Consider the following 26708-nt stretch of genomic DNA (forward strand, 5'->3'; position numbering starts at 1 on the left):
GCATTGAAAAGGAAATAGTAAGAATAAGCATTTTATTTAGATTTTAAATTTAAAATGCAAGAAGTAGCATCAGTACAATAATTCAAATGTAAATTATGAGAAGATAGTAGAAAACATGACAGAACTGGTAATAAATAAGGAGTTAAAAAGATGGAATTTAAACACGTTTCAGTATTATTAAATGAATGTTTAGATAATCTAGACATTAAAGAGGACGGAATTTATGTGGATTGCACTTTAGGAGGTGCAGGACATTCTTCACATATATTAAAAAGGTTAAGTGAAAAGGGAATGCTTATAGGGATTGATCAGGATACAGATGCTTTAAAGGCAGCAAAAGAAAGATTAAAAGACTATAAGAACGTAAAGTTTGTTCATAGTAATTTTTATAATATAGACAGCATATTAGAAGAATTACAAATCGAAAAAGTAGATGGTATATTGATGGACCTTGGAGTATCCTCATATCAATTAGATGAAGGTGAAAGAGGATTTAGCTATATGCAAGATGCACATTTAGATATGAGAATGAATAGAGATAATGATTTTTCAGCTTATGAAGTTGTAAATAAATATTCAATAGACGAACTATTTAGAGTAATTAAAGATTATGGGGAAGAAAAATTTGCAAGGAGAATAGCTAATTTTATTGTAGAGAGAAGAGAAGAAAAACCTATTGAAACTACTTTAGAATTAGTAGAAATAATTAAAGATGCAATACCAGCAAAAGCTAGGAGAGAAGGTCCACATCCTGCAAAAAGAACTTTTCAAGCTATAAGAATAGAAGTAAATAGTGAACTTAAAATATTAAATAAAGCTATTGAAGATGGTGTAGGAAGATTAAATAAAGGGGGAAGAATGGCTATCATAACATTCCATTCTTTAGAAGATAGAATAGTAAAGTTAAAGTTTAGAGAATTAGCAGATCCATGTACATGTCCAAAGGATTTTCCTATATGTGTATGCGGGAAAAAACCTACAGTTAAATTAATAAGTAGAAAAGCTATTGAACCAACTAAAGAAGAAGTGGAGGAAAATCCAAGAAGTAGAAGTGCTAAGTTAAGGGTTTTAGAAAGAATTTAAAGGGAAGTTATAAAGTGTCTGGGGTGTGAATAGTATGATAGTAAAAGAGTTTGATTATGTAAAAGGTAATACGGTAGTAAAGCCTACAAGAAAAAGTAAAGAGAGTAATAAAAAACAAAAAGAATTAGAACGTGCTAAAAGGAATAAACAAAAAAGACAGCATGAGAAGCAACGTAAAACTAGAATGGCATGTTTACAAATAGCAGCTGTAATATTTTTTGGTGGTTTCTTTATAGTTCATCAAGATACTAAAGTATATCAAAAACAGAGAGAATTAGCATCAATTAATAATGAGATACGTGTAGTTACAGATAATAATGAAGCGCTTAGAATAGACCTTTTAAAGATGAGTTCGCTAGATAGTATAAAAACTAATGCAGAAAGCAAGCTAGGGATGAGCATTGCTACAAAAGATAATACAACACAGATAGAAGTTCCAAGTAATTATTTTGAAGAGGAAAATAATAGTGCTGACGAAAAACAAAAAACAGTATTTTCAAAGATAATGGATGCGTTTAGTAAATAACGCATCCAAAGTTTTGTAAAAGAAATAATGATGGAGGATTAAGGTTGAAAAAGAAAGTATATCATGATGTTGCAAAAGTAAAAAAAAGAATTAGTCAAGCGTGTATTGGTTTACTGGCATTAATTTTTATTCTTTCCTTAAGGTTGTCATATATAATGATAGTAAAGCAAAAAGAGTATTCAGCTATGGCAGAAGAACAATGGACAAGTGAAGTTTCTATAGATGCGAAAAGGGGAAGGATTCTAGATGGAAATGGAGTTGAATTAGCAGTTTCAGCTAATGTTTATAGAGTTGATTTTGATCTTAATTCTATAAGAGATTACTTAAAAGGGGAAAATGCTAAATATAAAACTACTAAAGAATTAGCAGAAGCTATAGCTCCCTTTGTAGATATGAATGCAGAAGATGTTCAAAAGAAGCTTGAAACAAAACTTCCAAGTGGAAAGGATGCAGGGTCTGCAACGCTTATAAGAAGGATTGAAAAAGAAGCTGCAGATAATATATCAGCATTAAATGTAAATGGTATTATTGTTTCTGCTGATACAAAGAGATATTATCCAGATGGCACATTCTTAGCTCATGTACTAGGATCTACTAATATTGATGGTCAAGGGTTAACTGGAGTAGAATTAAAATATAATGATATTTTATCAGGAACTCCAGGAGTTAAAATAACTGAACTTGATTCTTCAGATAGAGATTTACCTTATACAATATCTCAGTATACAGAACCTGTAGATGGTAAAGATGTTACACTTACTATTGATGAAAATATTCAATATTTTGCTGAAAGCACTGCTAAGCAAGCACTTACAGAACAAAAGGCAAAAGCAGTATCTGTTTTAGTTATGGATCCTAATACAGGAGAAATTTTGGCTATGGCAAATAAACCAGATTTTGATCCTAATAATCCATACTCAGGAATAGAAGCTTTTGAAGGTGCAACAGATGGAGAAAAGCTTCAGAAGATGTGGAGAAACAGACTTGTAAGTGATACATTTGAACCAGGTTCCATATTTAAGGTTGTTACAGCTATTACTGCAATGGAAGAAGGGGTAGTTTCAGATGATGATACATTTGTATGTAATGGAAGTCTTAAATTTGGTAATAGAACAATAAAGTGTTGGAAGTCTGGAGGTCATGGAGTACAGCATCTTGGAGATATAGTTCAAAATTCATGTAATGTTGGCTTTATGGAATTAGGAGAAAAAATAGGTAAAGAAAAACTTACAGAATATATTAAGAAGTTTGGCTTTGGTCAGCTTTCTGGAATAGATCTTCCAGGAGAGGCAAAAGGTATAGTAAAATCAGTAGATAATATATCAGAAACAGATTTAGCTACTATTTCTTTTGGTCAAACTAATACAGTAAACTCTGTTCAATATATGGCAGCATTTAATGCTATAGCAAATGGAGGTACTTGGATTCAACCACATGTAATGAAGGAAGTAACTCATGAAGATAGTAATGGTACTGAAATAATAGATACTACATTTACTCCAACAACTAGAACAGTAGCTAGTTCAGAAAAGTCAGCAATTCTTAGAGAATATCTTGAAAGAGTTGTAACTAATGGTTCTGGAGCAAGTACATTTATTGAAGGATATCATATAGGTGGTAAAACAGGAACAGCTCAAAAGATTAAGGATGATGGAACTGGATATGCTCAAGGAAAGTATATTTCAAGTTTTGTTGGAATGGCTCCAATTGATAATCCTAAAGTAACTGTTATGATAACAGTTGATGAACCAGGTGCTGATCAATATTATGCAGGACAGGTTGCAGCTCCATATGCTAAAGGCTTATTTACTAATATATTTAACTATATGGAAAGTAGCTTTAATAATGAAAATGCAGCTGCTTTAAATAAAGAAATTGTTATACCTGAAGTAAGAGGAATGAAGGTTGATGCAGCTAAAAAAGTATTAACTGATGCAGGACTTGAAGCTGATATATCAGGAGATCAAAATGGAATTATTAAAACAATGAAACCATATCCAGGATATACAGTAAAAGAAGGTGCAAAGGTAAGTCTATATACAAATGATGATGGTGGAAGCACAAATAGTATTGTTATGCCAGACTTAAGCGGATATTCAGAAGAATCTGCAAAAGAGCTTTTAAATGCTTTAGGTCTTAAATATACATTAGCAGGTAGTGGAGTGGTAAATAATCAAAGCGTTCCTGCAGGTGAAGTAATAACAAATGGAACAACAATAAAACTAGAATTAAAAACAACAATTGAAGATTAGTTCTAGTAAAGAAAAAATTGAGGTGATAGTATGATTTTAAGTGAATTATTAAAAGGATTGGATTATGAAATTATACAAGGTGATGATAATGCTGAAGTTAATAAAGTAGAGTATGATAGCAGAAATGTTAGTGAAAATGATCTTTTTGTATGTATAAAAGGTTATGCTACAGATGGACATAAGTATGCTGAAAGTGCATCAGAAAAAGGGGCTTGTGCAATTTTATGTGAAGATTTAGTAGAAGTTTCCAAAAAAGATGTCATAATTATAAAGGTTCAAGATTCTAGAAAGGCGTTAGCTAGAGTAGGAAGCAATTTTTATGGTAACCCATCTAAAAAGATGAAAATAATTGGTGTTACAGGTACAAATGGAAAGACTACTACAACATTTATGTTAAAGACTATTCTTGAAAAAGAAGGTAAAAAAGTTGGGTTAGTTGGAACAATTGCTAATTATATTGGGGATGAAAAACTTCCAACAGAAAGAACTACACCTGAATCTTTTGAATTACAAAAATTATTCTCTGAGATGGTTGATAAGGGATGTGAATATTGTGTAATGGAGGTATCATCACATTCATTAGCTTTAGATAGAGTGTATGATATAGAATTTGAAGCAGGTATATTCACAAACATAACTAGAGACCATTTAGATTTCCATAAAACTTTTGAGAATTACTATAAAGCAAAATTTAAGTTATTTGAAAACTCTAAATTAGCCGTAGTAAATATAGATGATAATTATGGAAAAGATGTTGTAAGAGATTTAAAGAGCCTTGGAAAAGACAATATAGTAACAGTATCAATTAAGGAAGATAGTGACTTTAAGGCATATGATGAAAAGTGTGGAAGCAGACATATTGCTTTTAAACTTGATATAGATGGAAAAACAGAAGACTTTATAGTTGGTATGCCAGGAGAATTTAATATTTACAATTCCTTAGGTGCAATTGCAACTCTTTATAAATTAGGAATTTCTTTAGACAGTATAAAGAAGGGAATAGAAAAAGTTGTTGTTTTAGGAAGATGTGAAATGGTTGGACGTAAATATAATCTTCCATTCACTATAATAGTTGATTATGCTCATACTCCAGATGGTCTTGATAATATCTTAAAAACAGCTAGAGGCTTTACTGAAAACAGATTAATATCTGTATTTGGATGTGGAGGAGATAGAGATAAGGTTAAGAGACCTCAAATGGGTAAAATAGGAAGTGAACTATGTGATATAGCTATTATAACTTCAGATAATCCAAGAACAGAAAATCCTGCTAGCATAATAGCTGATGTTGTAGAAGGTATTGATAAAGATAACTATGAAGTTATTGAAAATAGAAAAGATGCTATAAAGAGAGCTATAGAAATAGCTAAGGCTGGAGATGTTATAGTAATAGCAGGAAAAGGTCATGAAGATTATCAAATCTTAAACACTGGAAAGATTCATTTTGATGAAAGAGAAGTAGTAGACGATATACTAAAAAACAGATAAAATAATAATGATAATGGATGTGGAATATTACATATGCTAGTAATATTCCACATATTATTGATATAAAAAATGAAAATAGGTGAATTTAGGTGGAATTAACTTTTAATGAATTAGTTGAAGCTGTTAATGGAAAATTAATAGTTGAAAACAGTAATAAGGATTTTAATAGTATTTGTACAGATACTAGAAAGATTGAAAAGAATAACGTATTTTTAGCGTTAAAAGGTGATAATTTTAATGGTAATAAATATGTTAAAACTGCAATGGAAAAAGGTGCGTCAATTGCAATAGTTGATGAAGTATGTTTTGATGAAAATGAAGTTAAGGGAAATGTAATAAAAGTAGATAATACATATGATGCATTATTAAACTTAGCAAAGTATTACAGAGAAAAACTAAATGTAAAAGTTGTTGGAATAACTGGTTCAACAGGAAAAACATCAACAAAAGATTTAGTGGCAGCATTTTTGCAAGGAAAATATAAAGTTTTCAAAACTAAAGGGAATTTCAATAATCATATAGGACTTCCTCTTATGATATTAAGTATGGACTCAAGTATAGATGTTGCTGTTTTAGAAATGGGTATGAGCAATTTAGGAGAAATAGATACTTTAGCTAATTGCGCTAGACCAGATATTGCTATGATAACTAATATTGGTTTATCTCATATTGAAAATTTAAAAACTCAAGAAAATATATTAAAAGCTAAAATGGAAATAACAAATTACTTTACTGATAAGAATGTGCTTATAGTAAATGGAGAAGATGAATTTTTAAAAGGCATAAAAGAAACATCATTTAAAGTTATAAAAACTGGTTATGATGACAATAATATGATTAGAGCTTATGATCCAGTATTAAAAGAAGATTCTACATCTTTTAAAATTAAGGATAATGGTAAAGAATATACTTTTGTGCTTCCAATGGTAGGAGCTCATAATATATTAAATTCATTACTAGGAATAGCTGCTTCAAAGGAATTAGGTGTAACTTATGAAGAAATGATAGAAGGCTTAAAGAAAATAGAAGCTACATCTATGAGACTTGAATTTAAAGAAACAAATGGATATACAGTTATTAATGACTGCTATAATGCAAGTCCTGATTCTATGAAAGCAGCTTTAGATGTACTAAAAGCTAGAAGAGGAAAAAGAAAAATAGCTATTTTAGGTACTATGAGAGAGCTTGGAGATGAATCTAAAAAAGCTCATAAATTAGTAGGAGAATATGCAAAAAACAAAGCGGATATATTGATTACATGTGGTGAATTTATAGAAGACTATAAACTTGGATATGGAGATCAAAATATTTTCACATATGAAACAAAGCAAGAGCTTATTCAAAATTTATCTAATATAATAAGCGAAGGTGATGTTATCTTAGTTAAGGCTTCTAGAGGAGCAAAATTTGAAGAAATTGTTGAAGAATTAGTAAAGTAAGAATTACAGTTAGGAGGTAACTGTCTTGAAGTTAAGACAGAATATTTTATGGGGGACATATTAACGAACAAAATATTATTAGCATTTATCATAGGTTTAGTGGCATCGCTAATACTTGGACCTATAATAATACCACTTCTTCATAAATTGAAGTTTGGTCAAAACATAAGAAAAGAAGGCCCTAAAAGCCATTTAAAGAAAGCAGGTACACCAACTATAGGAGGACTTATATTTTTAGCATCAATATGTATTGTTATGGTGTGTATGAGATATAGTCTTACAGATAAGGCTATGGTAGTTTTATATGCAACACTTGCTTTCGGACTAATAGGTTTTTTAGATGATTTATTAAAAATAATTCATAAAGAAAATGAAGGCTTAACAGCAAAACAAAAGTTTATACTTCAAATACTATTTTCTATTGCAGTAGCTGTTTATTGTTATAAGGTACTTGGCACTTCAGTTTCAATACCATTTATAGATTTTAAATGGAATATGGGTATTCTTTATATACCTTTTGTAATAATTTATTATGCGGCTGTAACTAATGCAGTTAATTTAACAGATGGATTAGATGGGTTAGCTACATCAGTAACAATTTTAGTGTTAACATTTATAGCTATATTTTCTTATAAAGTAGATATGGTAAGTGTAACTGTATTTACAGTAGGATTAATTGGTGCTTTATTAGGATTTTTAAGATTTAATGCGTTCCCAGCTAAGGTGTTTATGGGGGACACAGGATCCCTTGCGTTAGGAGGTGCACTAGCAACTTTAATGCTTGTTTTAAAATCACCATTTTTAATAATAATAGTAGGTGGAATATATGTAATGGAAACATTATCTGTAATTATTCAGGTTACTTCTTTTAAACTAACAGGAAAAAGAGTATTTAAGATGTCACCTATACATCATCATTTTGAACAATGTGGTTGGTCAGAAGTAAAGATAGTTTCAGTATTCTCTATTATTACATTTATCTTGTGCGTTATTGGTTTTGTCTCTCTATAAGTAATATCAATGGAGGATTTATAAATGGGAAGACTTGTTAAAGTAAAGAAAAAATTAGGCAGTATGGATTATGGAGTTTTTTATTCAGTGCTTATTTTACTTTCAGTAGGAATAGTTATGGTATATTCAGCTAGTTCCTATTATGCTATGTTTAGATATAAAAACAGTTCTTACTTTTTAACTAAGCAAGCTTTTATAGCCCTACTTGGAATTGGTACTATGATACTATTTATGAATTTTGATTATCATAAATTAAAAAAAGTAACACGCATACTAATGATTGTAACAATACCCTTGCTTTTAGCGGTGTATTTTTTCCCTGCAACAAATGGGGCACAAAGATGGATAAAGATAGGTTCTTTGACTTTTCAGCCCTCAGAACTTGCTAAATATGTTGTAGTACTTTATTTAGCTAAAAGGCTATCTGAGAGAGGCGATAAAATAAAGGACTTTTGGAAAGAGATAGTACCTGATATTGCTGTGGCAGGATTTTATGCAGGTTTAGTTCTTGCACAAAAGAATTTAAGTATAGCTTCACTTATAATGATAGTTTCTTTTATCATGCTTTTTTCAGCAGGAGGAAGAATAAAACACTTATTTGGATATGTTTTCCCAGTGCTTTTATCAGCAGCCCTTGCTTTTGCACTTATACCAACATATAGAAGAAAAAGAATGTTAAACTTTATTAATCCATGGAAGGATGCTTCAGGAAATGGATATCAGTTAGTTCAGTCTTTTTATGCCTTAGGAGCAGGTGGACTATTAGGGCTTGGGCTTGGGCAGTCAAGACAGAAGACATTATATATGCCTGAGCCTCATAATGATTTTATTTTTTCTATAATAGGAGAAGAGCTTGGTTTAGTTGGATGTCTTGCCATACTTTGTGTTTTTGGAGTCCTTATTTGGAGAGGAATAAAGGTAGCTCTTAATGCGAGAGATACTTATGGAATGCTTCTTGCATTAGGTATTACTTCTGTTATTGCGGTACAGACAATAATAAATATAGCAGTTGTAACTGGTTCTATGCCAGTAACAGGAGTTCCATTACCTTTTATTAGTTATGGTGGTACATCACTATTAATTACTATGTCAGCTATGGGTGTGCTATTAAATATATCTAGACAAAAGAAAAGTTGAAAATATTAAAAAATCACTGCAAAAGCAGTGATTTTTTTAATTTTGTAATGAAATTAGAATAATTAAGTGTTATTATATTCATAGCATAATATGATAAAAAAGGGATAGGGATGGTTATGGCAAATACAAACAATGTATATATAAGAAAGGCACGAAAAAATAGAAAAATAAAAAGGATAATATTATTATGTATTTTTTTAATTTTTAGTGGAATAATTGTAATTACATATACAGATATTTTTAAAATAAAAGATGTTGAAATTACAAGTGAAAATCTACTTGTTAAAGATTACGTTGAAGAAAAAGCTGAATCCTTAAAAGGCTTGAATCTTGTGTTTTTAACAGATAAAAAATTAAATAGCATATTTGCAGATAATTATTATATTAGCGAAGTAAAAATGAAAAAGATTTATCCATCATCTATAAATATTTCTGTGACAGAAAAAACAGGACTATTTTATCAAAAAGATGGAAGCATGTATAATATATTAAGCAGTGGGATGATATATATTGAAAATACCAGTACAATAAAAAGCGATAATATGATTGAAATTGTAGGAGTAGACTTTTTAGGTAGGGGAATAGGAGAAGATATAAGTACTTCAACAAGAGAAAAAGAATTCTTAAACAATATATATAATGCTCAAGAATTTTTAAATGAAAATTTTGATGATGTAAAAATTACGAAAGTAGATATTTCTAATTTATCAGATATAAAGTGTTACTTTAATAATGTAGAAGTCTATCTTGGAAATGATGAAGATACTATAAAAAAAATTAAAACAGCAGCTTTAATTTATGATCAGTGTGGCGTGAAAAACTATATTAAAGTAAATTTTACTGGTTCGCCTGATTTTGAATAAACTAGGAGGAATATTAAGGAATGAAAAAAGTGGTATCACAAGTTACAGTAGCATTGGTATGTGCCATACTAGGTTTCTTACTAGCATACCAATTTAAAGTATTGGCAAAAAACGATAGTCAAAATGGTGATTATAGTAATTCCAATATATTAGATGAAATAGAAAGTTTGAAAAAGGAAAAAGAAGAACTTGCAAGTACCAATGCAAAGTTGACTGAAGAAGTGAAAAAAATCGAAGAAAGTGCTTCGGAGGAAGGTGAAATAGAAAAGGAAATAAAAAAGCAGCTTGATACAGCTAGAATGCAACTTGGATTAGTAGATGTTGAAGGTCCAGGTATTATAATAACTATTACACCTAAAACTAACATATTTGGTTCTGGTTCAACAAGTGATATAAGCACTAATTTAGATGAAAGAGAACTTATAAATATAATTAATTTATTATGGTTTTCAAAGGCAGAAGCTATTTCAGTAAATGATTATAGAATAACTCCACAAACGGGTATTAAAACATCTAATAATTATTTATGGATAGGTTCAGCAGGAAAGGTAAGCCCTAAAGAAAAGATTGTTATTGAAGCTATTGGAGATAAAACTAAACTTAATGTTGGGGTTAGATTTCAATCAGATTATAATTTAACTACAGGGACACTTGCAAATTATGATGTAGATGTTAAACTTGTAGATGAATTACAAATTGATAAAACAACTCAGACATTAAAAAGTGATTATATTACTCCGGTTGTAGAGTAAAGGAGGATAGCTATGGTAGCAGGAATTGGATTATTATTAGGAATAATATTAGGGTTTATATTAGATGTAAATATACCAGAGAAGTTTTTACCATATATGTCAGTAGCAATCTTAGCATGTCTTGATTCAGTATTTGGAGCTATTAAGGCAAACTTATCTAAAAATTTTCAGGCTAATATCTTTATATCTGGTTTTTTTGGAAATGCATTATTAGCTGCAGGATTAGCTTATCTTGGAGATAAACTTGGTATACCTATATATATAGCAGCTGTAATTGTTTTTGGAGGAAGAATTTTTGATAACTTTGCTATTATCAGAAGAATACTTATAGAAAAATTAAAGTTTAGACATTGAGGTATTTAAATGAAAAATATAGGATCAAAAACTATTATTTTTATTTTAACAGTATCTTTAGGTTTTTTAATTGCAGGAAAATTTAGCTTTCAAGGTTTTAATGATTCCTTAAAACTAAATACAGCACAGTATCAAGATGCAATTGAAAAAAAGAATAAGTTATTGAAGGAAATTGGAAGCTTAAAGTCAGATAATGCTAAGGCACAAGAAAAAATTGAAAAGTATACTAATGAAGGTGTTAATAGTGAAAAAGTTGTTGAGGACATGAAATCTGAATTAGAACAGCTTAATATGATGACTGGTTTTGATGAAGTATCTGGAGAAGGAATCGTTATTATAGTTAATGATGGAGTATTTGACAATGATTTAGATTCTCAGCAGGACTTACTTAGAAAAACTCTTCATGATGCAGATATGTTTGCAATTTTAAATGAGCTGAAATCTGTAGGTGCAGAAGCTATTTCAATAAATGAACATAGGTTTACTCCTTTATCTGCATTAACTTGTAAGTATGCTTTTTTAGAGTTTGAAGATTCAGATATGGTTTCGGCACCTTTTAATATATACGCTATTGGAGATGCTGAAACTATGAAAAGTTTGATGTTAGAGGATGGAAGCTACTTGAAAAGACTACAAATTAGAGGACTTTCAGTTGAGTTAGAAGTTAAAGAAAATATTGTTATGAAAGCTTCTACTACAAGAGAAATGAAGTATGCTAAGGAATTTATAAAAAATAATTGATAAATATAAAATTTATCTTTCTTTTATGAAGGAAATTTTATATTTATGAAGAATAATAATAATAAGTAGATTACTTAACCCAGGGGGCAAGAAATATATGAGTATAAGTGAAAATATAAAATTAATAAAGAAGGAATTACCAGATTCAGTAACACTTTTGGCAGTATCTAAAACTAAACCGCTAGAATACTTAGAAGAAGCATATCAGGCGGGAATGAGAGATTTTGGAGAAAATAAAGTTCAGGAGATGATGGAAAAAGAAAATATATTTCATAAAGATGTTAGATGGCATTTTATTGGAACATTGCAAACTAATAAAGTTAAATATTTAGTTGGGAAGGTTCATTTAATTCATTCGCTTTCTAGTATTAAATTGTTACAAAAGATAGAAAAAGAATTTGGGAAAAGTAATGAAATTGCAAATGTATTAATTCAAATTAATATAGGTAGAGAGGAAAGTAAAAGTGGCATATTTATTGAGGATTTAGAAGAAATTATTTCTGAAATTGAAAAATGTAAGTATGTCAAAGCAAAGGGGATTATGGTTATCATACCTAAGGGAAATGATTCTGAGAATCGTACATACTTTAAAAAGACAAAAGAAATTTTTGATAACTTAAAATCAAGAAATTTCAACAACATAAGTATGGATGTGCTATCAATGGGAATGACCCATGACTATAAGATAGCAGTAGAAGAAGGCTCTACATTAATTAGAGTTGGGGAAGGTATATTTGGAAAAAGAATGTATAATTTAGGAGGAAAAGAAAATGAGTAATGTATTAGCAAAAGTAAAATCAGCTTTAGGATTAGGAGAATATGAAGATTACGAAGAATACGAAAACGATGATATTCAAGAAGAAGAAGAAGAAGAAGTAGGAATAGAACCTGTAATTCAAGGTAATAAGAGAAATGCAAAAGTAGTTAATCTTCATACTGCAGTATCTCCAAAGGTAACTGTAGTAAAACCATTAGCTTACGAACAAGCTACAGAAATTAGTGATGCTTTAAAAGATAAGAAAATAGTAGTAGTAAATACAACTGCTTTAGAAAACAGAATAGCCCAAAGATTATTAGATTTTATTAGTGGTTCATGCTATGCTTTATGCGGAGAACTACAAGAAGTTGAAAAAGGAGTTTATTTATTAGCCCCTTCAAATGTTGAAGTTAGTAATGATTTAAAGAATGAATTGAGTTCAAAAGCTTTTAGTTGGAGTAAATAGTTAGTATGGGATTAATTCCAAGACTTATTTCCTCATTAGTTAATGTAGTTGAATTTTTGATAATGATTGAATGTTTATTATCTTGGGTTTTACCAGGTAGTAATGAAATAATGAGTATAATAAGAACTATTACAAATCCAATACTTGAACCCTTTAGACAACTTCAATATAAATTCTTAGGAAATATTCCAGTAGATATATCACCAATTTTTGCATTTATGGCTTTAGAGCTAGTGCGAAGATTGATATATGTACTTCTTTAAAAATTATGAAAAAGATAGATGTGTTAAAGTTCTTTGGGGATAATGATAAAGCAGAAGTAACTAATTTATATGAAAAATATAGCATGGCTAGAGAGAGGGATATACCTCTCTTTGGCAATTGTTTTTACTCACCTAATATATGGATGTTTTTTGAGAAAAATCTTAAAGAAAGTGGCTTTTGTATAGCTTCAGATGGTTTTTTTAAAGAATCTGAAAGAAGGATGATTTCATTTAATAATGTATACAATATTCCTTTTCCTTATGAAGTAATTAAAGTTACAAACTTATCTAAGTTTAATAAGATAGAACATAGAGATTATCTTGGGGCATTATTAGGATTAGGTATAAAAAGAGAAAAGGTAGGAGATTTATTAGTTAGAGATAATGAGTGTTATTTTCCTGTATGTGAAGAAATTAAAGATTTTATATTGAATAATTTAACATTTATAGGAAAATCACCATGTAAGGTTGAGTGTGTTTCTAAAGATTTTGATCCGCCTTCATTCAATTTTGAGGAAATTGTTATTTTAGTTCAAACCTTAAGACTTGATTCTATAGTAGCAAAGCTTGCAAAATTATCTAGAGGAAAAGCTCAAAGCATGATAGATGAAGGTAAAGTACTTATTGATTATTCTACACTTAATAGTAAGTCTTCAAAGATTGAGGTAGGTTCTAGAATAACCATAAGAGGGATTGGAAAATTCATTTTAAGTGATGTAATTGGGAATAGTAAGAGTGGAAAATTTAAGGTGTTAATAAAAAAATATACATAGTAGAGGTGAAACTTATGAAACTTACACCAATGGATATTAATAATAAAGAATTTAAAAGAGGTTTAAGAGGTTATCTACCAGAAGAAGTTGATGAGTTCTTAGATGAGATAGTAGATAGTTATGAAGAATTATATAAAGACAATGTAAAACTTAAAGAAAGACTTACAGCAGCAACAGATAAGATTGAGCATTATTCAAAGATAGAAAGTACAATACAAAATACTTTAGTATTAGCTCAAAATGCAGCTGAGCAGGCAAAAACTTCTTCTCAAAAAGAAGCAGAAATGATTATAAAAAATGCAAATGAAACTGCTCAAAAAATATTAGATAAAGCTCATAATGATGTAATAGGAATAAATGCTGAATTTGATAAAGTAAAACAAGAATTTATAAAGTTTAGAGCAAAATATAGAAACTTTATAACTACACAATTAGAAACTTTCGAAGATTTAGAAAAAGATTTTAATAAAAATTATAGTATTTCAGCACCAATTGAAGAAGAAGTTGAGTGTAAAGATATAGAACTAAATGAGGAAAGTATAGTTACTTTTGAAAAAGAAGAATCTAAAGAAATCAGTGATATGGATGAGATAAAAAGTTTCTTTGCAAATACTGATGAAGAATAATGAAAAAGATGAAAATACTGTAGATTAATATCTACAGTATTTTTTAATGCTTAATTTTATTAGGAAAATTAAATTGAGAAATAGGTTTTCTTATATTATAATGTTATGGAATACAAAGATTTTTGAGGTGTAGTTAAAAACATGGAAGAAACTATTTTTACAATTGAAGAAAATTATGAAGGAGAAAGAATAGATAAATATTTAACTCATGTCTTTGAAGGTAAATCTCGTTCATATCTTCAAGGTTTAATAGAAAAAGGAAATATATTAGTTAATGACAAAAATATAAAGAGTAACTATAAATTAAGACTATATGATGAAGTTAAAGTAACAATTCCAGAACCTCTAGTTTTAAAGGCTGAACCAGAAGATATTCCTTTAAATATTATATATGAGGACTCTGATGTTATAGTAGTTAATAAACCACAAGGAATGGTGGTACATCCAGCTCCAGGGAATTATAATGGAACTTTAGTTAATGGTCTTTTATATCATTGTACTGATTTATCAAGTATAAATGGTGTTGTAAGACCAGGGATAGTTCATAGAATTGATAAGGATACAAGTGGAATATTAGTAGTTGCTAAAAATGATAATTCACATAATTTTTTATCTGAACAATTAAGAGATCATTCAATGAAAAGAGAATATATTGCTTTAGTTGAAGGTGTAGTAAAAGAGGATAGTGGAACTATTGATAAACCTCTTGGAAGAAATAAAAAAGATAGACTTAAAATTGGAATAGTTGAGGGTGGAAGAAGAGCTGTTACTCATTATGAAGTATTAGAAAGATATAAATCTAGCACCCTTATTAAGTGTGTGTTAGAAACAGGAAGAACTCATCAAATAAGAGTGCATATGGCGTCTATAGGGCATCCATTAATAGGAGATCCTTTATATGGATTTAAAAAGCAAAAATATAAATTAGAAGGCCAAATGCTTCATGCAAAAGTATTAGGTTTTATTCATCCTTCAACAAAAGAGTATGTAGAATTTGATTCAAATCTTCCTGTATATTTTGAGGAGTTAATTGAAAAACTGAGAAATGAAATGTTTTAGGAGGAAATGATAATTATGAAATTAAAAGCTAATTTACTTGATGAGAAGGCAATTAAGAGAAGTTTAATTAGAATATCTCACGAAATTATTGAAAAAAATAAAGGTATAGAAAATGTTGTCCTTGTAGGTATCAAAAGAAGAGGATATCCAATAGCTCAAAGAATAGCTAAGGAAATTAAAAAAATTGAAGGTGTTGAAGTTCCAGTTGGAAGCGTAGATATAACATTTTATAGAGATGATTTATCATGTAAAGAAGATATGCCAAAGGTCCAAGGTATCCATATAGGTGTTGATATTCAAGATAAAATAGTAATCTTAATTGATGATGTTTTATTTACATGTAGAACAGTAAGAGCTGCTATTGATGCTTTAATAGATGCAGGAAGACCAGGAGCTGTACAGCTAGCAGTTTTAATAGACAGAGGACATAAAGAACTTCCAATTAGAGCTGATTATGTTGGAAAGAATATTCCAACTTCAAAGTCTGAAAATATTACAGTTCATATTTCAGAAATAGATGAAGATGATTCTGTTAAAATTTATGAAAATTAATCTAAGGAGATAAAGCAATGGAATATAATTTAATAGCTACAACTACTTTTGGACTGGAAGGAATTACGGCTAAAGAACTTAGAGCTTTAGGATATGATGATGTAAAGACTGAAACAAGTAAAGTATGTTTTACTGGAGATGAAATGGATATAGCAATTGCTAATATTCATTTAAGAACAGCAGACAGAGTTTTAATAAAAATGGCTGAATTTGAGGCAAGAACTTTTGAAGAGTTATTCCAAGGAACTAAGAATGTTAATTGGAGCAAACTTATTCCTAGAAACGGAAAGATGCACGTTGTTGGTAAATCAATAAAATCTACTTTACATAGTGTTCCAGACTGTCAGTCTATAGTAAAAAAGGCTATAATAACTCATATGAGTGAAGCTTATGGAATAGATAGATTTGAAGAAAATGGACCAGTTTATAGAATTGAAGTAGCTATATTAAAGGATAAAGTTACATTAACAATTGATACTTCAGGTTCAGGCCTTCATAAAAGAGGATATAGAGAAAATTCAGGGGCAGCTCCTTTAAAAGAAACTTTAGCAGCAGCTATGGTATATCTTTCAAGATGGCAAGAAGATTATACCCTTATAGATCCATTCTGCGGGTCAGGTACAATTCTTATAGAGGCAGCAATGATAATGCTTAATATAGCACCTGGAATTAATAAAGAATTTGTATGTGAAACATGGCCAACTATGCCTGGGTATGTTTTTAATCAGGTAAGAGAAGGAGCTAGAAAAGCAGAAAAAAGAGATAAAAAATTAAAGCTTATAGGATATGATATAGATACATGGGTTTTAAGAACTGCTGAAAATAATGCATATAAAGCTGGAGTTAAAGATTACATAGAATTCCACAAAAGAGATTTTAGAGAATTTTCTAATAAAGGAGATTATGGCTTTATTATAACTAACCCTCCATATGGAGAAAGATTAAGTGATAAGAGAGAAGTAGAAGAGCTTTATAGAAAATTTGGATTATATAAAAAAGAATATGATAAATGGGACTTTAATGCCTTAACATCTTATGAAGATTTTGAAAAGCCTTTTGGAAGAAAGAGTACTAAAAATAGAAAGTTATATAACGGTAAATTAAAGTGTTATTATTATCAATACTTTGATAACAATAAGATAAAAGGTCATGGAGATACTGTAATTCAAGAAATTATTAGAAACTCATAAAAGGAAAGCTGTAAAGATTACTTTACAGCTTTTGTTATGTTTAAACTATCAAATTTTGCAGGATCTACATACATAGTTTTATTTGTATAATAAATAACCATTCCAGGTTTTGCACCATTAGGCTTTTTTAAGTTTCTTACTTCAGTATAATCTACAGGAACCTTTGAAGTATTCTTTCCTTTACTATAGTGAGCAGCAATTATAGCAGCTTCGCTTAAAGTTTCATCATCTACATCATTACCTTTTATAATACAGTGAGAACCAGGAATTTCTTTTGTATGAAGCCAAATATCATTTTTATTTGCAAATTTTAAGCTTAGATAATCATTTTGAATATTATTTTTTCCTACATATATATCAAAGCCTTTAGATGATATGAAATGAAGAGGCTTATCAGCTTTGTTTTTCTTGCTTCCCTTTTTATCAGCCCTATATTTTATGTATCCTGTCTCCATAAGTTCAGACTTTATTGCATCTATTTCATCATATGAGTCAACATTGTATATGTTTGTAAGAACTGAATTTAAATAAGTAAGTTCTTCCTCATTTTTTTCTAATTGCTCAATTGCCCATTCTTCAGATTTTTTTAGTTTATTATATCTTTTATAATATTTTTGAATATTTTCTGAAGGAGTTTTATAAGGATCTAATGCAATTGTCATATACTCTTCATTTTCTGAGTAGAAGTTTAAAAGACTTACTTCTTTATCACCAGGTTTTATTGTATAAATATAAGAAGTTAAAAGATCACCTTTTATTTTATAAATATCTTTCTTTTCACCTTCTTTAATGTTTTCATTTAAAATTTTAGATTTCTTATTACATCTTTCTATATTTGTATGAATTAATTTTGCAAGATCTGTTGAACGACTTGATAGTCTATCTTGTTTATCCTTCATACTAAAGAAATTATCCATCATTTCAGATGGTGATTCAAAAATAATTTTTTTATAATCTTTAAAGGTTTCTTTTAAGTCTATACAGTAAAAATCTTTATATATATTATTTTCATCTGTATATATGTAAAACTCTTTGTTTTCTGATAAAGCATTAGCAAAAGATTTCATAAAGTTTATAAAATCTTCATTTTCATTTGAAGATATATTTAATTTAGTACATTCACTATATAATTCTTTAGATAGTACCTTTGATATACCTGTAAATGTCTTTAAAAAGAAATTTTCATCAAATACAATTTCGTTTTCAGAAGTAAATTTAATTAAGTCTTCTTTAGAGAAAGATAATGGATCTAACTTTTTCGAAGCAGGAGGGTACATGTATTCCACTCCAGGATATAATACACGATAGCTATTTATGTCAGGTGTTATATGCTTTATAGATTCCATAACCTTATTATCTCTATCACGTACAAGGGTAATATTTGAGTGTCTACCCATTATTTCTATAATTAAAGAATAGGTGCTATTAAATCCCATTTCATCAGAGGCTTCTATATTCATAGTAACTATTCTATCGCAATCCTTTTGACTTACATCAATAATTTTACCACCTAAAAGATATTTTCTCATAACCATTAGAAACATAGGTGCCTTTAATGGATTCTCTTTAGCTATATTAGTAAAGTGAATACGTGGAAAATTTGAAGATGCAGATAAAAGGAGTTTATGATTTTTTCTGTCTTTTCTTATAGTTAAAATTATCTCATCTTTTTCGGGTTGATTGATTTTGTCTATTTTTGAATCAATTAATGTATCCTTTAAATTATTTAGTAAACTATGTAGGAAAATTCCGTCAAGTGCCATAAAAATCATCCTTTCTCTATATATATAGAGTATATCATTAAATAAAAATTTAGTTAAGGTGTAGGAAAATTAATAAATTATTATTTTTACTATTGTCATAAAGAAAATTTCAGAGTATTATGTTAGTTGTGAGAAAAAAAGTACATAAATTACAGTGATATAAGTCAAGAGGGAGACATTAATGAAATGTTTTGTAGGAAATAAATTATTAGTTTTTATAGTTTCAATGTGCTTTGTATTATTTGTTTCTTGCGAAAGTGATATTAAAGAAAAGGTAGAAGGCATAAAACTTAGTACAGGAGCAGTAATTCAAAATGATTCAGGAGAGTTATCTAATTTTAACTTACTTGATGGAAATTATACAAAAATAGATAATAGTGAAGTAGTAGGAGTATATAACAGTAAAAGTGGTAACTATGTTGGTATTAAAGATGGAGAATATGAGTATTTTTATGATGGTATTATAAGAAAACTTGAAAATATTGATATAAATTCTACAGATTTAAAATTATCTAAATCAGGAGATTACTTAAGCTATTTTGAAAATGAAGATGGTGTTTTAGAATTAAAGTTAAAATCTCTTAAGGATGATAGTAATATAGAATTTAATTCTCACGTATATATTTCAAGTACACTTATGGACTGGATTGATAATGAAAATATAGTTTACTATGGAATAAGCGAAGAAAAAGTTAATGGAATTTTTATATATAATGTAAGTACAAAGGAAGAAAAATTACTTTATGAATTAAATAATGGTATCATTCAATTTGTGAAAACTATTGATGATGGAGTTTTATGTATACAGGAAACTGTAGATGGAAAAAAACTTCTTAAGGTTATAGAACAAGATGGAAAGTCTGAAAAGATAATTTCTGAAAAAGTTACTCAAATTATAGATATTATAATGAAGGATAATGAGTATTATTTTATAGGTAAGGTTTTAGGAGAAGCAGAGTCTATATATAAATTGTCAAATAATCAGTTAAAGAGAATGGTTTTTGATTTTCCAAAGGTAATAGATTTTAATAAAGGATTATCTGTAGATTCTGAAGGAGATATATTATTTATAGGAAAAAATAATATTAAAGATACTGGTGAAGAAATTTATAAGGTAAATTCTAAAGGTACAATAAGTAAAATTAAAGATAAAGCAAAAGAATATACATTTGTAGATTTTTAGTAAGATTTTTTAAAAATCTTACTGTTTTTTTATGTATAGAAATTCTTGTCTGTGGTAAAAATTAGAATATAAATTGGGAGGTGAAAATATTAAAAATAATTTAATGAAAGATATTGATTTATCTGTATCAAAAAAGATAACAATTAATCAGGCTAGGGAAGGAAATATACTGCCTATTTATGAAAAAGATAATATTATATATGCTGCATCTATAAAAAACAATAATAATGGAAAAGATTTTTTAGAAATGGTATTAGGCAAGAAGGTTTATTTAATATATGTATCTTTAGAAGAAATTACAGAGCTTATTAATTTAGTTCTTGGTATAAGTGATAAGTTAGAAGAAGATATATTTAAAGAAGCTGTTAAAATGAATGCTAGCGATATTCACTTTGAACCTTCAAATAATGTTGTAAAAATTAGATATAGGATAAATGGAAATTTAATTTTAAGAAGAAAGATTGTATTAGAGGAATATTTGAAAATTATTTCTAGAATTAAAGTGAAAGCAAATATGGATATTGCAGAAAGAAGAAAAGCTCAAGATGGAAAAGTAATTATGAGTGATGATAATGGAAATGAGTATAACTGCAGAATAGCTTCTATGCCTTTAATTCAAGGAGAAAAACTTGTAGTAAGAATAATATATAACGAAGAATATAGGAAAATAACTAGTCTTAATTTTACAGATAAACAATTAGAAAGTGTGCAAAAGATAAAAAAAGCTAAAAATGGTTTGGTTATAATAAATGGCCCTACAGGTTCAGGAAAAACTACAACATTATATTCAATGCTAGGAGAGATAAAAGATGAGTTTATAAATATAACAACTATTGAAGATCCTGTTGAGATAACTATGGATGAGATAAATCAAATTAATTTAAACCCAAAAACAGGAGTGACTTTTTCTTCAGGCCTTAGGGGTATATTAAGGCAAGATCCAGATGTAATTATGATAGGAGAAATTAGAGATGAAGAAACAGCTAAAATGGCAGTAAGAGCATCTATAACAGGACATAAAGTGTTTTCAACTATTCACACAAAATCTCCTAGAGAAGTTTATTTAAGACTTGAAGAAATGGGGGTTAAAGGATATCTAATAAGATCAGCTTTAATAGGTATTATCTCTCAAAGATTAATAGGAATATTATGTGATGAGTGTAAAAAGTATATTGGAGATACATTAATAAACTCTAAAAAGGTGAAGATTTATAAAAAATGTGGATGTGATAAGTGTAATAAAACAGGAATAAGAAAAAGAAAGCTTATTTCAGCAGTGTATTATATAAGTAAAAATTTAAGAGAAGATATGAAGAAAATATATGAAAAAGAAAACTTGTTATCTAATGATGAAATGCTAGAAGGATTAAATAAATTATTGATGGAAGGAAAAGTTGATTATTATGACTATCTTGGATTTATAGAAGGAGAAGAATTAGATGAAATATGATTCATTAGCGCTTATTTCAGGAAATTTATTAACTCTTTATGATGATGGAATATCAATTATTGAGAGTATAGACATTTTATTAGAGCTGCCTTTAGATAATAAATACAAGAAAAGTCTTATGAGTATAAAAATAAGTATTGAAGAAGGTAATACTTTAGGTGTGTCCTTTGAGAAATTTCCTTTTTTATATCCAAAATTCTTTTCAGGAGCATTAAAGATAAGTGAAGATACAGGAGTTTTAAGTGAGACTTTATCTAATTTAAATATTTTTTACAATAATCTTAGTAATATTAATAAAAAACTAAAGACAGCATTAAGATATCCGCTTTTGGTGTTAGGATTTTTAATTGGATTAGTTTTTTTATTTTTCATTATGATAGTTCCAAGTATGTATGAAACCTTTCAGTCTATGAATAAAAATATTCCTAGCATTATAAAAAAAGTTTACGAAATATATAAATATCTTTTATCAGATAAAGTATATTCAATATCATTAATAATTTCTTTAATTATTATTTCTATACTTTTATTTTTTCTTTTTAAGATTAGAAGTAAGGAAAAAGAAAATAGATGGCTTTTAAAAATTAAATTTATCAGGCAGTATTATGAATATATTTTTATTATGAATCTTTCAATTATTTTAAATAGTGGAATGCAGATTAATAAGGGAATTGACTTATGCATGGAGTCTATGAATATAAAGTGCATAAATAATGAAATGAAAAAACTTAAAGAAAAGGTTTCTAAAGGAAATAGTATTGAAAACAGTCTTAAAGACAGCAGAATTTTATCAAAGTATACATTATCTATGATAGCCTTAGGAGGACGAGGTAGTAATCTTCATGAGGTATTAATAGTATCTTCTAAAAGGTTAGAAGAACAACTTTTAGATAGACTTAACAAAGTAGTGTCAGCTATTAATCCAATAGCTATTACAATTATAAGCTTATGTATTATGGTGTTTATTTTTTTATTTATTTTACCTATGATTGATATGCTTTATTCTGGAGCTATTTAAATGAAAAAAGAAGGAATAAGCACTATTGAAGTAATAGCTGTATTGTCTATTATAATAGTCTTAATGAGCATAGGTATTGGTTCAAGTGAGCATTTTAAAGATTATATTAGCAGTCTTGAGTATAAGTCTGATATATATAATATACGTGAAATTATGACTTATTCTAGGCAGTATTGTTATGAAAATAAAGTTTATGGAGAACTATACTTTATAAATTCTGATGAATCTATAAGGGTTTATTTATTATCTAAAAAGAGAATAGTAAAATCGATAGATATTTCTAGAGGAAAAAGAATAGAAAATTTTAATTATGTTCTTGATGGAAAACAAATTTTAAAAATAGATATTAATGAGGATGGCTATATTAGTCCATATACAATAAATATATCAGATAATACTGGAACTAAAAAGAAAATAGTAATTCAAGTAGGAGGAAATTTAGTTTATATAAAAGATGATTAAATATTCTAAGGGAAATTCAATAATAGAAGTCTTAGGAGCTTTGGCTATAGTTTTAGTTACTATAAGTATAGCCTATAGAATCTCCTTTATTGCTGAAAAAATTATAAGAAATAATGAAGAAATGTTTAATAGAAGAGAGATAGTTAATGCAGTATGTAATGAAATTAAATATAATATTCAATTTGATGAATTAACTAATAGATTATTAGATAAACCTATTTTTATTAACTATGATAAAACTTTATTAGATAAACTTAAAGAAGAGCCTTTAATGAATTTAGTATCTGAAAAAGAAAGTAATAAAACTATAGTAATTAGTCTTGAGGAGAAGAATAATGAAAGACTATTTATTAAAATTAACTTTTATGGAAATGGAAAAGTTATTAAAAAAGAAGTTGTTAAGGGACGTTGGATGGATTATGTATAAAGTTAAGAAGGGAACTACATTAATAGAGAGCATTTTGTGTATTGCATTAATTATGATTATTACAGCTATCTTAGCTAATATTTTTATAAGTGTAAATAATATATTTATTAGATGTGAAGAATCAGAAATGGCTGAAAATGATATAAATGATCTATTTATAAATATAGAAAGATTTTTAAATGAAGAGGGAGTTCAAAAAATTAATTCAAAAGATAATAAATTGATAATTTATAAAGGAACTTTAGATAAAGAATATGAAAAAGAAGTTATAAATAAAGAAGCAGATAAAATTATAATTAAATACTATGATATTAGAGATTTTGAATATTACAATACGTACAATACATTAGCTAAAAAAATAGATAAATTTGATATTAAAAGAAAAGGAAAAATCTTATATATAACTGTTTCTAAAGGAGGAAAGGAATATGTTAAAGCATTATAAGAAAAATGGATCTATTTTGATAGTCTCGTTAATGGTATTAATGTGTATAACAGTTTTGAGTAGTTCTTTTATAAAGTTATATTGCTGTAATTTCAATGATTATAATGCAAATATTAAACATAATGATTTATATAACAAGGATTATTTTGATGAGGTTTTGTGCAGTATAGATGCTTATGTTATGGAGGAAAATGAATCTATAGACTCCCTTAAAGAAAAAAATACTCTTATTAATGATTATATTTTGCTATTTTATGATAATACTTTGGAAAGGTTTTGTGCTTCTTATAAATATAAAGAAATAACTTATGATAAAAAGCTTAAGGTTGTAGAAGATAATGATAAAATTATCTTTATACCTGAAGAGAAGAAATATTTAGATAAGGAGGATTAAGAAAATAGGAAAAACTATAATAAAGGTATATGAAGATACTATTAAGTGGAATGGAGAAGTATATAATTATTATAATTTTCTTAAAGAATTTAATAAAAAGAATGCAAAGATAATTTTATTTGAATCTAATATGTATATAAAAAGAATTAATATTAATTTTAAAAATATTAATGAAAAGAAAATAAATAATATTATAGAAGAAGAACTTGGAGATGAAGAAAAATATTTAATTAACTATGAAATATCTAAAAAAGAAAAGTCCATGTATTTATATTACATGATGGAAGGTATGTTTATTTCACGAATAGCTAGAAAGCTAAAAGAGATAGAAGTTATACCAATTCAAGTATATTTTTTTAAGTATTTAAGAAAAAAGATTAAAAAAGAGTCTTTTAAGTGTATTTTATATTATTCTAAAACCTATTATTTTATAAATGTGCATAAAGGATATTTATCTATGTGCTATATATTACATTCTATTAATGAATTAGAAGAAGTTTTTAATAGAATAAAGGATGAAGGAAGTTTATATGTTCAAAGGGGAATTGAATTTTTAGAAGATAATGAAGAAAATATTATATTTTTGGATTGTGGAGGGTTATATAGTGAAAAAATATTCTTATAATAAGAACTTTATTCCAGCATCATTTATAGAAAAATATAAAAGAGATACTAAAAAGAAAAATATTTCATTACTAATACTTATTTCAATTATAGAGCTTATACTTCTTCCTAAGACAATGTCATTTATATTATCTAATAACAATAATAGAAGTAAGAAAAATAATAAAGAAGATAAAATTATAGAATATTCTTATATAAATAATGAAAGTTTTTTTAAATGGATGGATATAATAAAGGATGATACAGTTGGAACATTTAATGAAAATGAAGCGATTATTTTTACAGATAGCATAGATGAATTTCAAGGAATATTAAAGGATAAAAGATTAAAAATAATAAATATGGAGGCTTATGATGATAAATATAAGATACGTGTTATTATGTCTGAAGGATAAAAAGATAGAAATATCAGCCTTTCTTTTAAGTATTATTTTATTCATTGAAATCTATTGTAACTATGAAATACTAAATAATCAAAGTAAGTATATAGAAAAAATACCCAAAATAGAATCTAAAATGGAACTTAAAGATATTATAAATAACTTTAGTGAAGCAGGATTAAATATTATAAGTATAGAGGATAAAGAAGATCGATATATTATAGGATTAAGCCTTAACGGAAGAAAAGATGATATAATAAAATCTTTTAAGTTCTTAATAGATAAATATAATATTATTTACTACGAATTTAATGCAAGTTACGATAATATTGAAGGAAAAATAAGTTTAACTTACAATTAGCGTTGTATTTTGGGGAAAGTACGCATAAATAATTGCATTTATTGTTATGTTCTGATAAAATAAAACTGTTGTGTAATGAGAAAAAATTTACAAATATAAGTGCATACATTGATAGTGCTTATTATGAAACTTATACATTTGGAGGGATATTATTATGATATCAGCAGGAGATTTAAGAAAAGGTACAACTTTTGAGAACGAAGGACAAGTTTATACAGTTATAGACTTTTTACACGTAAAGCCAGGAAAGGGAGCTGCTTTCGTAAGAACTAAACTTAGAAATGTAATCTCAGGGTCAGTTACTGAAACTACATTTAACCCATCAGCTAAATTCCAAGAAGCTGTTATAGAAAGAAAAGAAATGCAATATCTTTATTCAGATGGAGAATTATATTACTTCATGGATCAAGAAACTTTTGAACAAATTCCTTTAAACTATGAAAAAGTTGAAGATGCAATCAAGTATTTAAAAGAAAATATGTTTGCAATAATCAAGTTCTACAAAGGTGAAGCATTCTCAGTAGAAGCACCAAACTTTGTTGAATTATTAATAACTAAATGTGAACCAGGAGTAAAAGGAAATACTGCAACTAATGCATTAAAGCCTGCTACATTAGAAACTGGTGCTGTAGTTAACGTTCCAATGTTCGTTAATGAAGGTGATGTAATAAGAGTAGATACAAGAACTGGCGAATACATGGAAAGAATTAAATAGTTTACAAAGGATTGCTGAGTTCTTAGGAACTTAGCAGTTTTTTTTTAATGCATAGACCAGTTATACAAAAAAATAAAAAATTTTAAAAAATAATTTTTTAAAAAAGGGTACACTTAATAAACCATTATTATTTTACGAATAATGGACAAGAGTG

31 protein-coding genes are annotated in these 26708 nt (G+C 27.7%); 30 read left to right on the top strand and 1 reads right to left on the bottom strand.

Going from position 1 to position 26708, the window contains the following annotated elements; genetic code table 11:
• The first annotated feature begins 150 nt into the window (after positions 1–150).
• The 19 genes from rsmH to BM384_RS00235 all read left to right on the top strand — a co-directional run bounded on the left by rsmH (position 151) and on the right by BM384_RS00235 (position 17332).
• Positions 151–1083, top strand: a complete 933-nt coding sequence (gene rsmH, locus BM384_RS00145; protein ID WP_090009270.1) for a 16S rRNA (cytosine(1402)-N(4))-methyltransferase RsmH — start codon at positions 151–153, stop codon at positions 1081–1083.
• 34 nt (positions 1084–1117) lie between these two features.
• Positions 1118–1609: a hypothetical protein gene (locus BM384_RS00150; RefSeq protein WP_090009272.1), complete on the top strand. Its 492-nt coding sequence runs from the start codon at positions 1118–1120 to the stop codon at positions 1607–1609.
• Positions 1610–1653: 44 nt separating this feature from the next.
• Complete coding sequence (locus BM384_RS00155) at positions 1654–3861, top strand: stage V sporulation protein D (RefSeq protein ID WP_090009275.1); 2208 nt, start codon at positions 1654–1656, stop codon at positions 3859–3861.
• 30 nt (positions 3862–3891) lie between these two features.
• Complete coding sequence (locus tag BM384_RS00160; RefSeq protein ID WP_090009278.1) at positions 3892–5349, top strand: UDP-N-acetylmuramoyl-L-alanyl-D-glutamate--2,6-diaminopimelate ligase; 1458 nt, start codon at positions 3892–3894, stop codon at positions 5347–5349.
• Positions 5350–5438: 89 nt separating this feature from the next.
• Entirely contained in the window at positions 5439–6788 is a 1350-nt protein-coding gene (gene murF / locus BM384_RS00165) for a UDP-N-acetylmuramoyl-tripeptide--D-alanyl-D-alanine ligase (RefSeq protein ID WP_090009282.1), read from the top strand.
• A gap of 48 nt (positions 6789–6836) precedes the next feature.
• Positions 6837–7799 (top strand): phospho-N-acetylmuramoyl-pentapeptide-transferase, encoded by a 963-nt coding sequence (gene mraY / locus BM384_RS00170; protein ID WP_090009285.1) that lies wholly within the window; start codon positions 6837–6839, stop codon positions 7797–7799.
• A gap of 24 nt (positions 7800–7823) precedes the next feature.
• Positions 7824–8936: a stage V sporulation protein E gene (spoVE, locus tag BM384_RS00175; RefSeq protein WP_090009288.1), complete on the top strand. Its 1113-nt coding sequence runs from the start codon at positions 7824–7826 to the stop codon at positions 8934–8936.
• A gap of 116 nt (positions 8937–9052) precedes the next feature.
• Positions 9053–9799, top strand: a complete 747-nt coding sequence (locus BM384_RS00180) for a cell division protein FtsQ/DivIB (protein WP_175537233.1) — start codon at positions 9053–9055, stop codon at positions 9797–9799.
• Positions 9800–9819: 20 nt separating this feature from the next.
• Positions 9820–10551 carry a DUF881 domain-containing protein gene (locus BM384_RS00185; RefSeq protein WP_090009293.1) on the top strand — a complete coding sequence of 244 codons (732 nt, stop codon included), beginning with the start codon at positions 9820–9822 and terminating at the stop codon, positions 10549–10551.
• A 12-nt stretch (positions 10552–10563) separates the two neighbouring features.
• Positions 10564–10905: a small basic family protein gene (locus tag BM384_RS00190; protein ID WP_090009296.1), complete on the top strand. Its 342-nt coding sequence runs from the start codon at positions 10564–10566 to the stop codon at positions 10903–10905.
• 9 nt (positions 10906–10914) lie between these two features.
• Complete coding sequence (locus BM384_RS00195) at positions 10915–11646, top strand: DUF881 domain-containing protein (RefSeq protein WP_090009299.1); 732 nt, start codon at positions 10915–10917, stop codon at positions 11644–11646.
• 97 nt (positions 11647–11743) lie between these two features.
• On the top strand, positions 11744–12424 hold the full coding sequence (locus BM384_RS00200; RefSeq protein ID WP_090009302.1) for a YggS family pyridoxal phosphate-dependent enzyme: 681 nt from the start codon (positions 11744–11746) through the stop codon (positions 12422–12424).
• On the top strand, positions 12417–12869 hold the full coding sequence (sepF, locus tag BM384_RS00205) for a cell division protein SepF (protein WP_090009306.1): 453 nt from the start codon (positions 12417–12419) through the stop codon (positions 12867–12869). Before BM384_RS00200 ends, sepF begins: the two co-directional genes overlap by 8 nt.
• Positions 12870–12874: 5 nt before the next feature.
• The gene (locus tag BM384_RS00210) at positions 12875–13132 is read left to right on the top strand and encodes a YggT family protein (protein WP_090009309.1); all 258 of its coding nucleotides are present in this window, start codon (positions 12875–12877) and stop codon (positions 13130–13132) included.
• A 5-nt stretch (positions 13133–13137) separates the two neighbouring features.
• A complete protein-coding gene (locus BM384_RS00215; RefSeq protein WP_090009312.1) occupies positions 13138–13905 on the top strand; it encodes a YlmH family RNA-binding protein in 768 nt (255 codons plus the stop codon).
• A gap of 14 nt (positions 13906–13919) precedes the next feature.
• Positions 13920–14531 carry a DivIVA domain-containing protein gene (locus BM384_RS00220; RefSeq protein ID WP_090009316.1) on the top strand — a complete coding sequence of 204 codons (612 nt, stop codon included), beginning with the start codon at positions 13920–13922 and terminating at the stop codon, positions 14529–14531.
• Between the two features lie 141 nt (positions 14532–14672).
• Entirely contained in the window at positions 14673–15590 is a 918-nt protein-coding gene (locus tag BM384_RS00225) for an RluA family pseudouridine synthase (RefSeq protein ID WP_090009319.1), read from the top strand.
• A 15-nt stretch (positions 15591–15605) separates the two neighbouring features.
• On the top strand, positions 15606–16142 hold the full coding sequence (pyrR, locus tag BM384_RS00230; protein WP_090009322.1) for a bifunctional pyr operon transcriptional regulator/uracil phosphoribosyltransferase PyrR: 537 nt from the start codon (positions 15606–15608) through the stop codon (positions 16140–16142).
• 17 nt (positions 16143–16159) lie between these two features.
• Complete coding sequence (locus BM384_RS00235; RefSeq protein ID WP_090009325.1) at positions 16160–17332, top strand: THUMP domain-containing class I SAM-dependent RNA methyltransferase; 1173 nt, start codon at positions 16160–16162, stop codon at positions 17330–17332.
• A 17-nt stretch (positions 17333–17349) separates the two neighbouring features.
• Here the strand turns inward: BM384_RS00235 and BM384_RS00240 are convergent, their stop codons facing one another.
• Complete coding sequence (locus BM384_RS00240) at positions 17350–19095, bottom strand: Rqc2 family fibronectin-binding protein (RefSeq protein WP_090009328.1); 1746 nt, start codon at positions 19093–19095, stop codon at positions 17350–17352.
• 181 nt (positions 19096–19276) lie between these two features.
• Here BM384_RS00240 and BM384_RS00245 point away from each other — a divergent pair, with 181 nt between their 5' ends.
• From BM384_RS00245 to efp, 11 genes are all read left to right on the top strand, one after another.
• Positions 19277–20278: a hypothetical protein gene (locus BM384_RS00245; protein ID WP_090009333.1), complete on the top strand. Its 1002-nt coding sequence runs from the start codon at positions 19277–19279 to the stop codon at positions 20276–20278.
• A gap of 103 nt (positions 20279–20381) precedes the next feature.
• Positions 20382–21728 (top strand): GspE/PulE family protein, encoded by a 1347-nt coding sequence (locus tag BM384_RS00250; RefSeq protein WP_242945917.1) that lies wholly within the window; start codon positions 20382–20384, stop codon positions 21726–21728.
• Positions 21718–22746 (top strand): type II secretion system F family protein, encoded by a 1029-nt coding sequence (locus BM384_RS00255; RefSeq protein WP_090009336.1) that lies wholly within the window; start codon positions 21718–21720, stop codon positions 22744–22746. Before BM384_RS00250 ends, BM384_RS00255 begins: the two co-directional genes overlap by 11 nt.
• Positions 22747–23208 (top strand): pilus assembly FimT family protein, encoded by a 462-nt coding sequence (locus BM384_RS00260; protein WP_090009339.1) that lies wholly within the window; start codon positions 22747–22749, stop codon positions 23206–23208.
• Entirely contained in the window at positions 23201–23635 is a 435-nt protein-coding gene (locus BM384_RS00265; protein ID WP_090009343.1) for a hypothetical protein, read from the top strand. The genes BM384_RS00260 and BM384_RS00265 overlap by 8 nt, the downstream gene beginning before the upstream one ends.
• Positions 23544–24080, top strand: a complete 537-nt coding sequence (locus tag BM384_RS00270; RefSeq protein WP_139232015.1) for a hypothetical protein — start codon at positions 23544–23546, stop codon at positions 24078–24080. The genes BM384_RS00265 and BM384_RS00270 overlap by 92 nt, the downstream gene beginning before the upstream one ends.
• On the top strand, positions 24064–24474 hold the full coding sequence (locus BM384_RS00275; protein WP_090009349.1) for a hypothetical protein: 411 nt from the start codon (positions 24064–24066) through the stop codon (positions 24472–24474). Before BM384_RS00270 ends, BM384_RS00275 begins: the two co-directional genes overlap by 17 nt.
• Positions 24475–24604: 130 nt before the next feature.
• Entirely contained in the window at positions 24605–25099 is a 495-nt protein-coding gene (locus tag BM384_RS00280; protein ID WP_090009352.1) for a hypothetical protein, read from the top strand.
• A complete protein-coding gene (locus tag BM384_RS00285) occupies positions 25080–25493 on the top strand; it encodes a hypothetical protein (RefSeq protein WP_090009355.1) in 414 nt (137 codons plus the stop codon). The genes BM384_RS00280 and BM384_RS00285 overlap by 20 nt, the downstream gene beginning before the upstream one ends.
• Entirely contained in the window at positions 25453–25839 is a 387-nt protein-coding gene (locus tag BM384_RS00290; protein ID WP_090009359.1) for a hypothetical protein, read from the top strand. The genes BM384_RS00285 and BM384_RS00290 overlap by 41 nt, the downstream gene beginning before the upstream one ends.
• Positions 25840–25993: 154 nt before the next feature.
• The gene (gene efp / locus BM384_RS00295) at positions 25994–26554 is read left to right on the top strand and encodes an elongation factor P (protein WP_090009361.1); all 561 of its coding nucleotides are present in this window, start codon (positions 25994–25996) and stop codon (positions 26552–26554) included.
• Positions 26555–26708: the final 154 nt, after the last annotated feature.

The organism is Clostridium sp. DSM 8431, assembly GCF_900116755.1.
Classification (GTDB): domain Bacteria; phylum Bacillota; class Clostridia; order Clostridiales; family Clostridiaceae; genus Clostridium.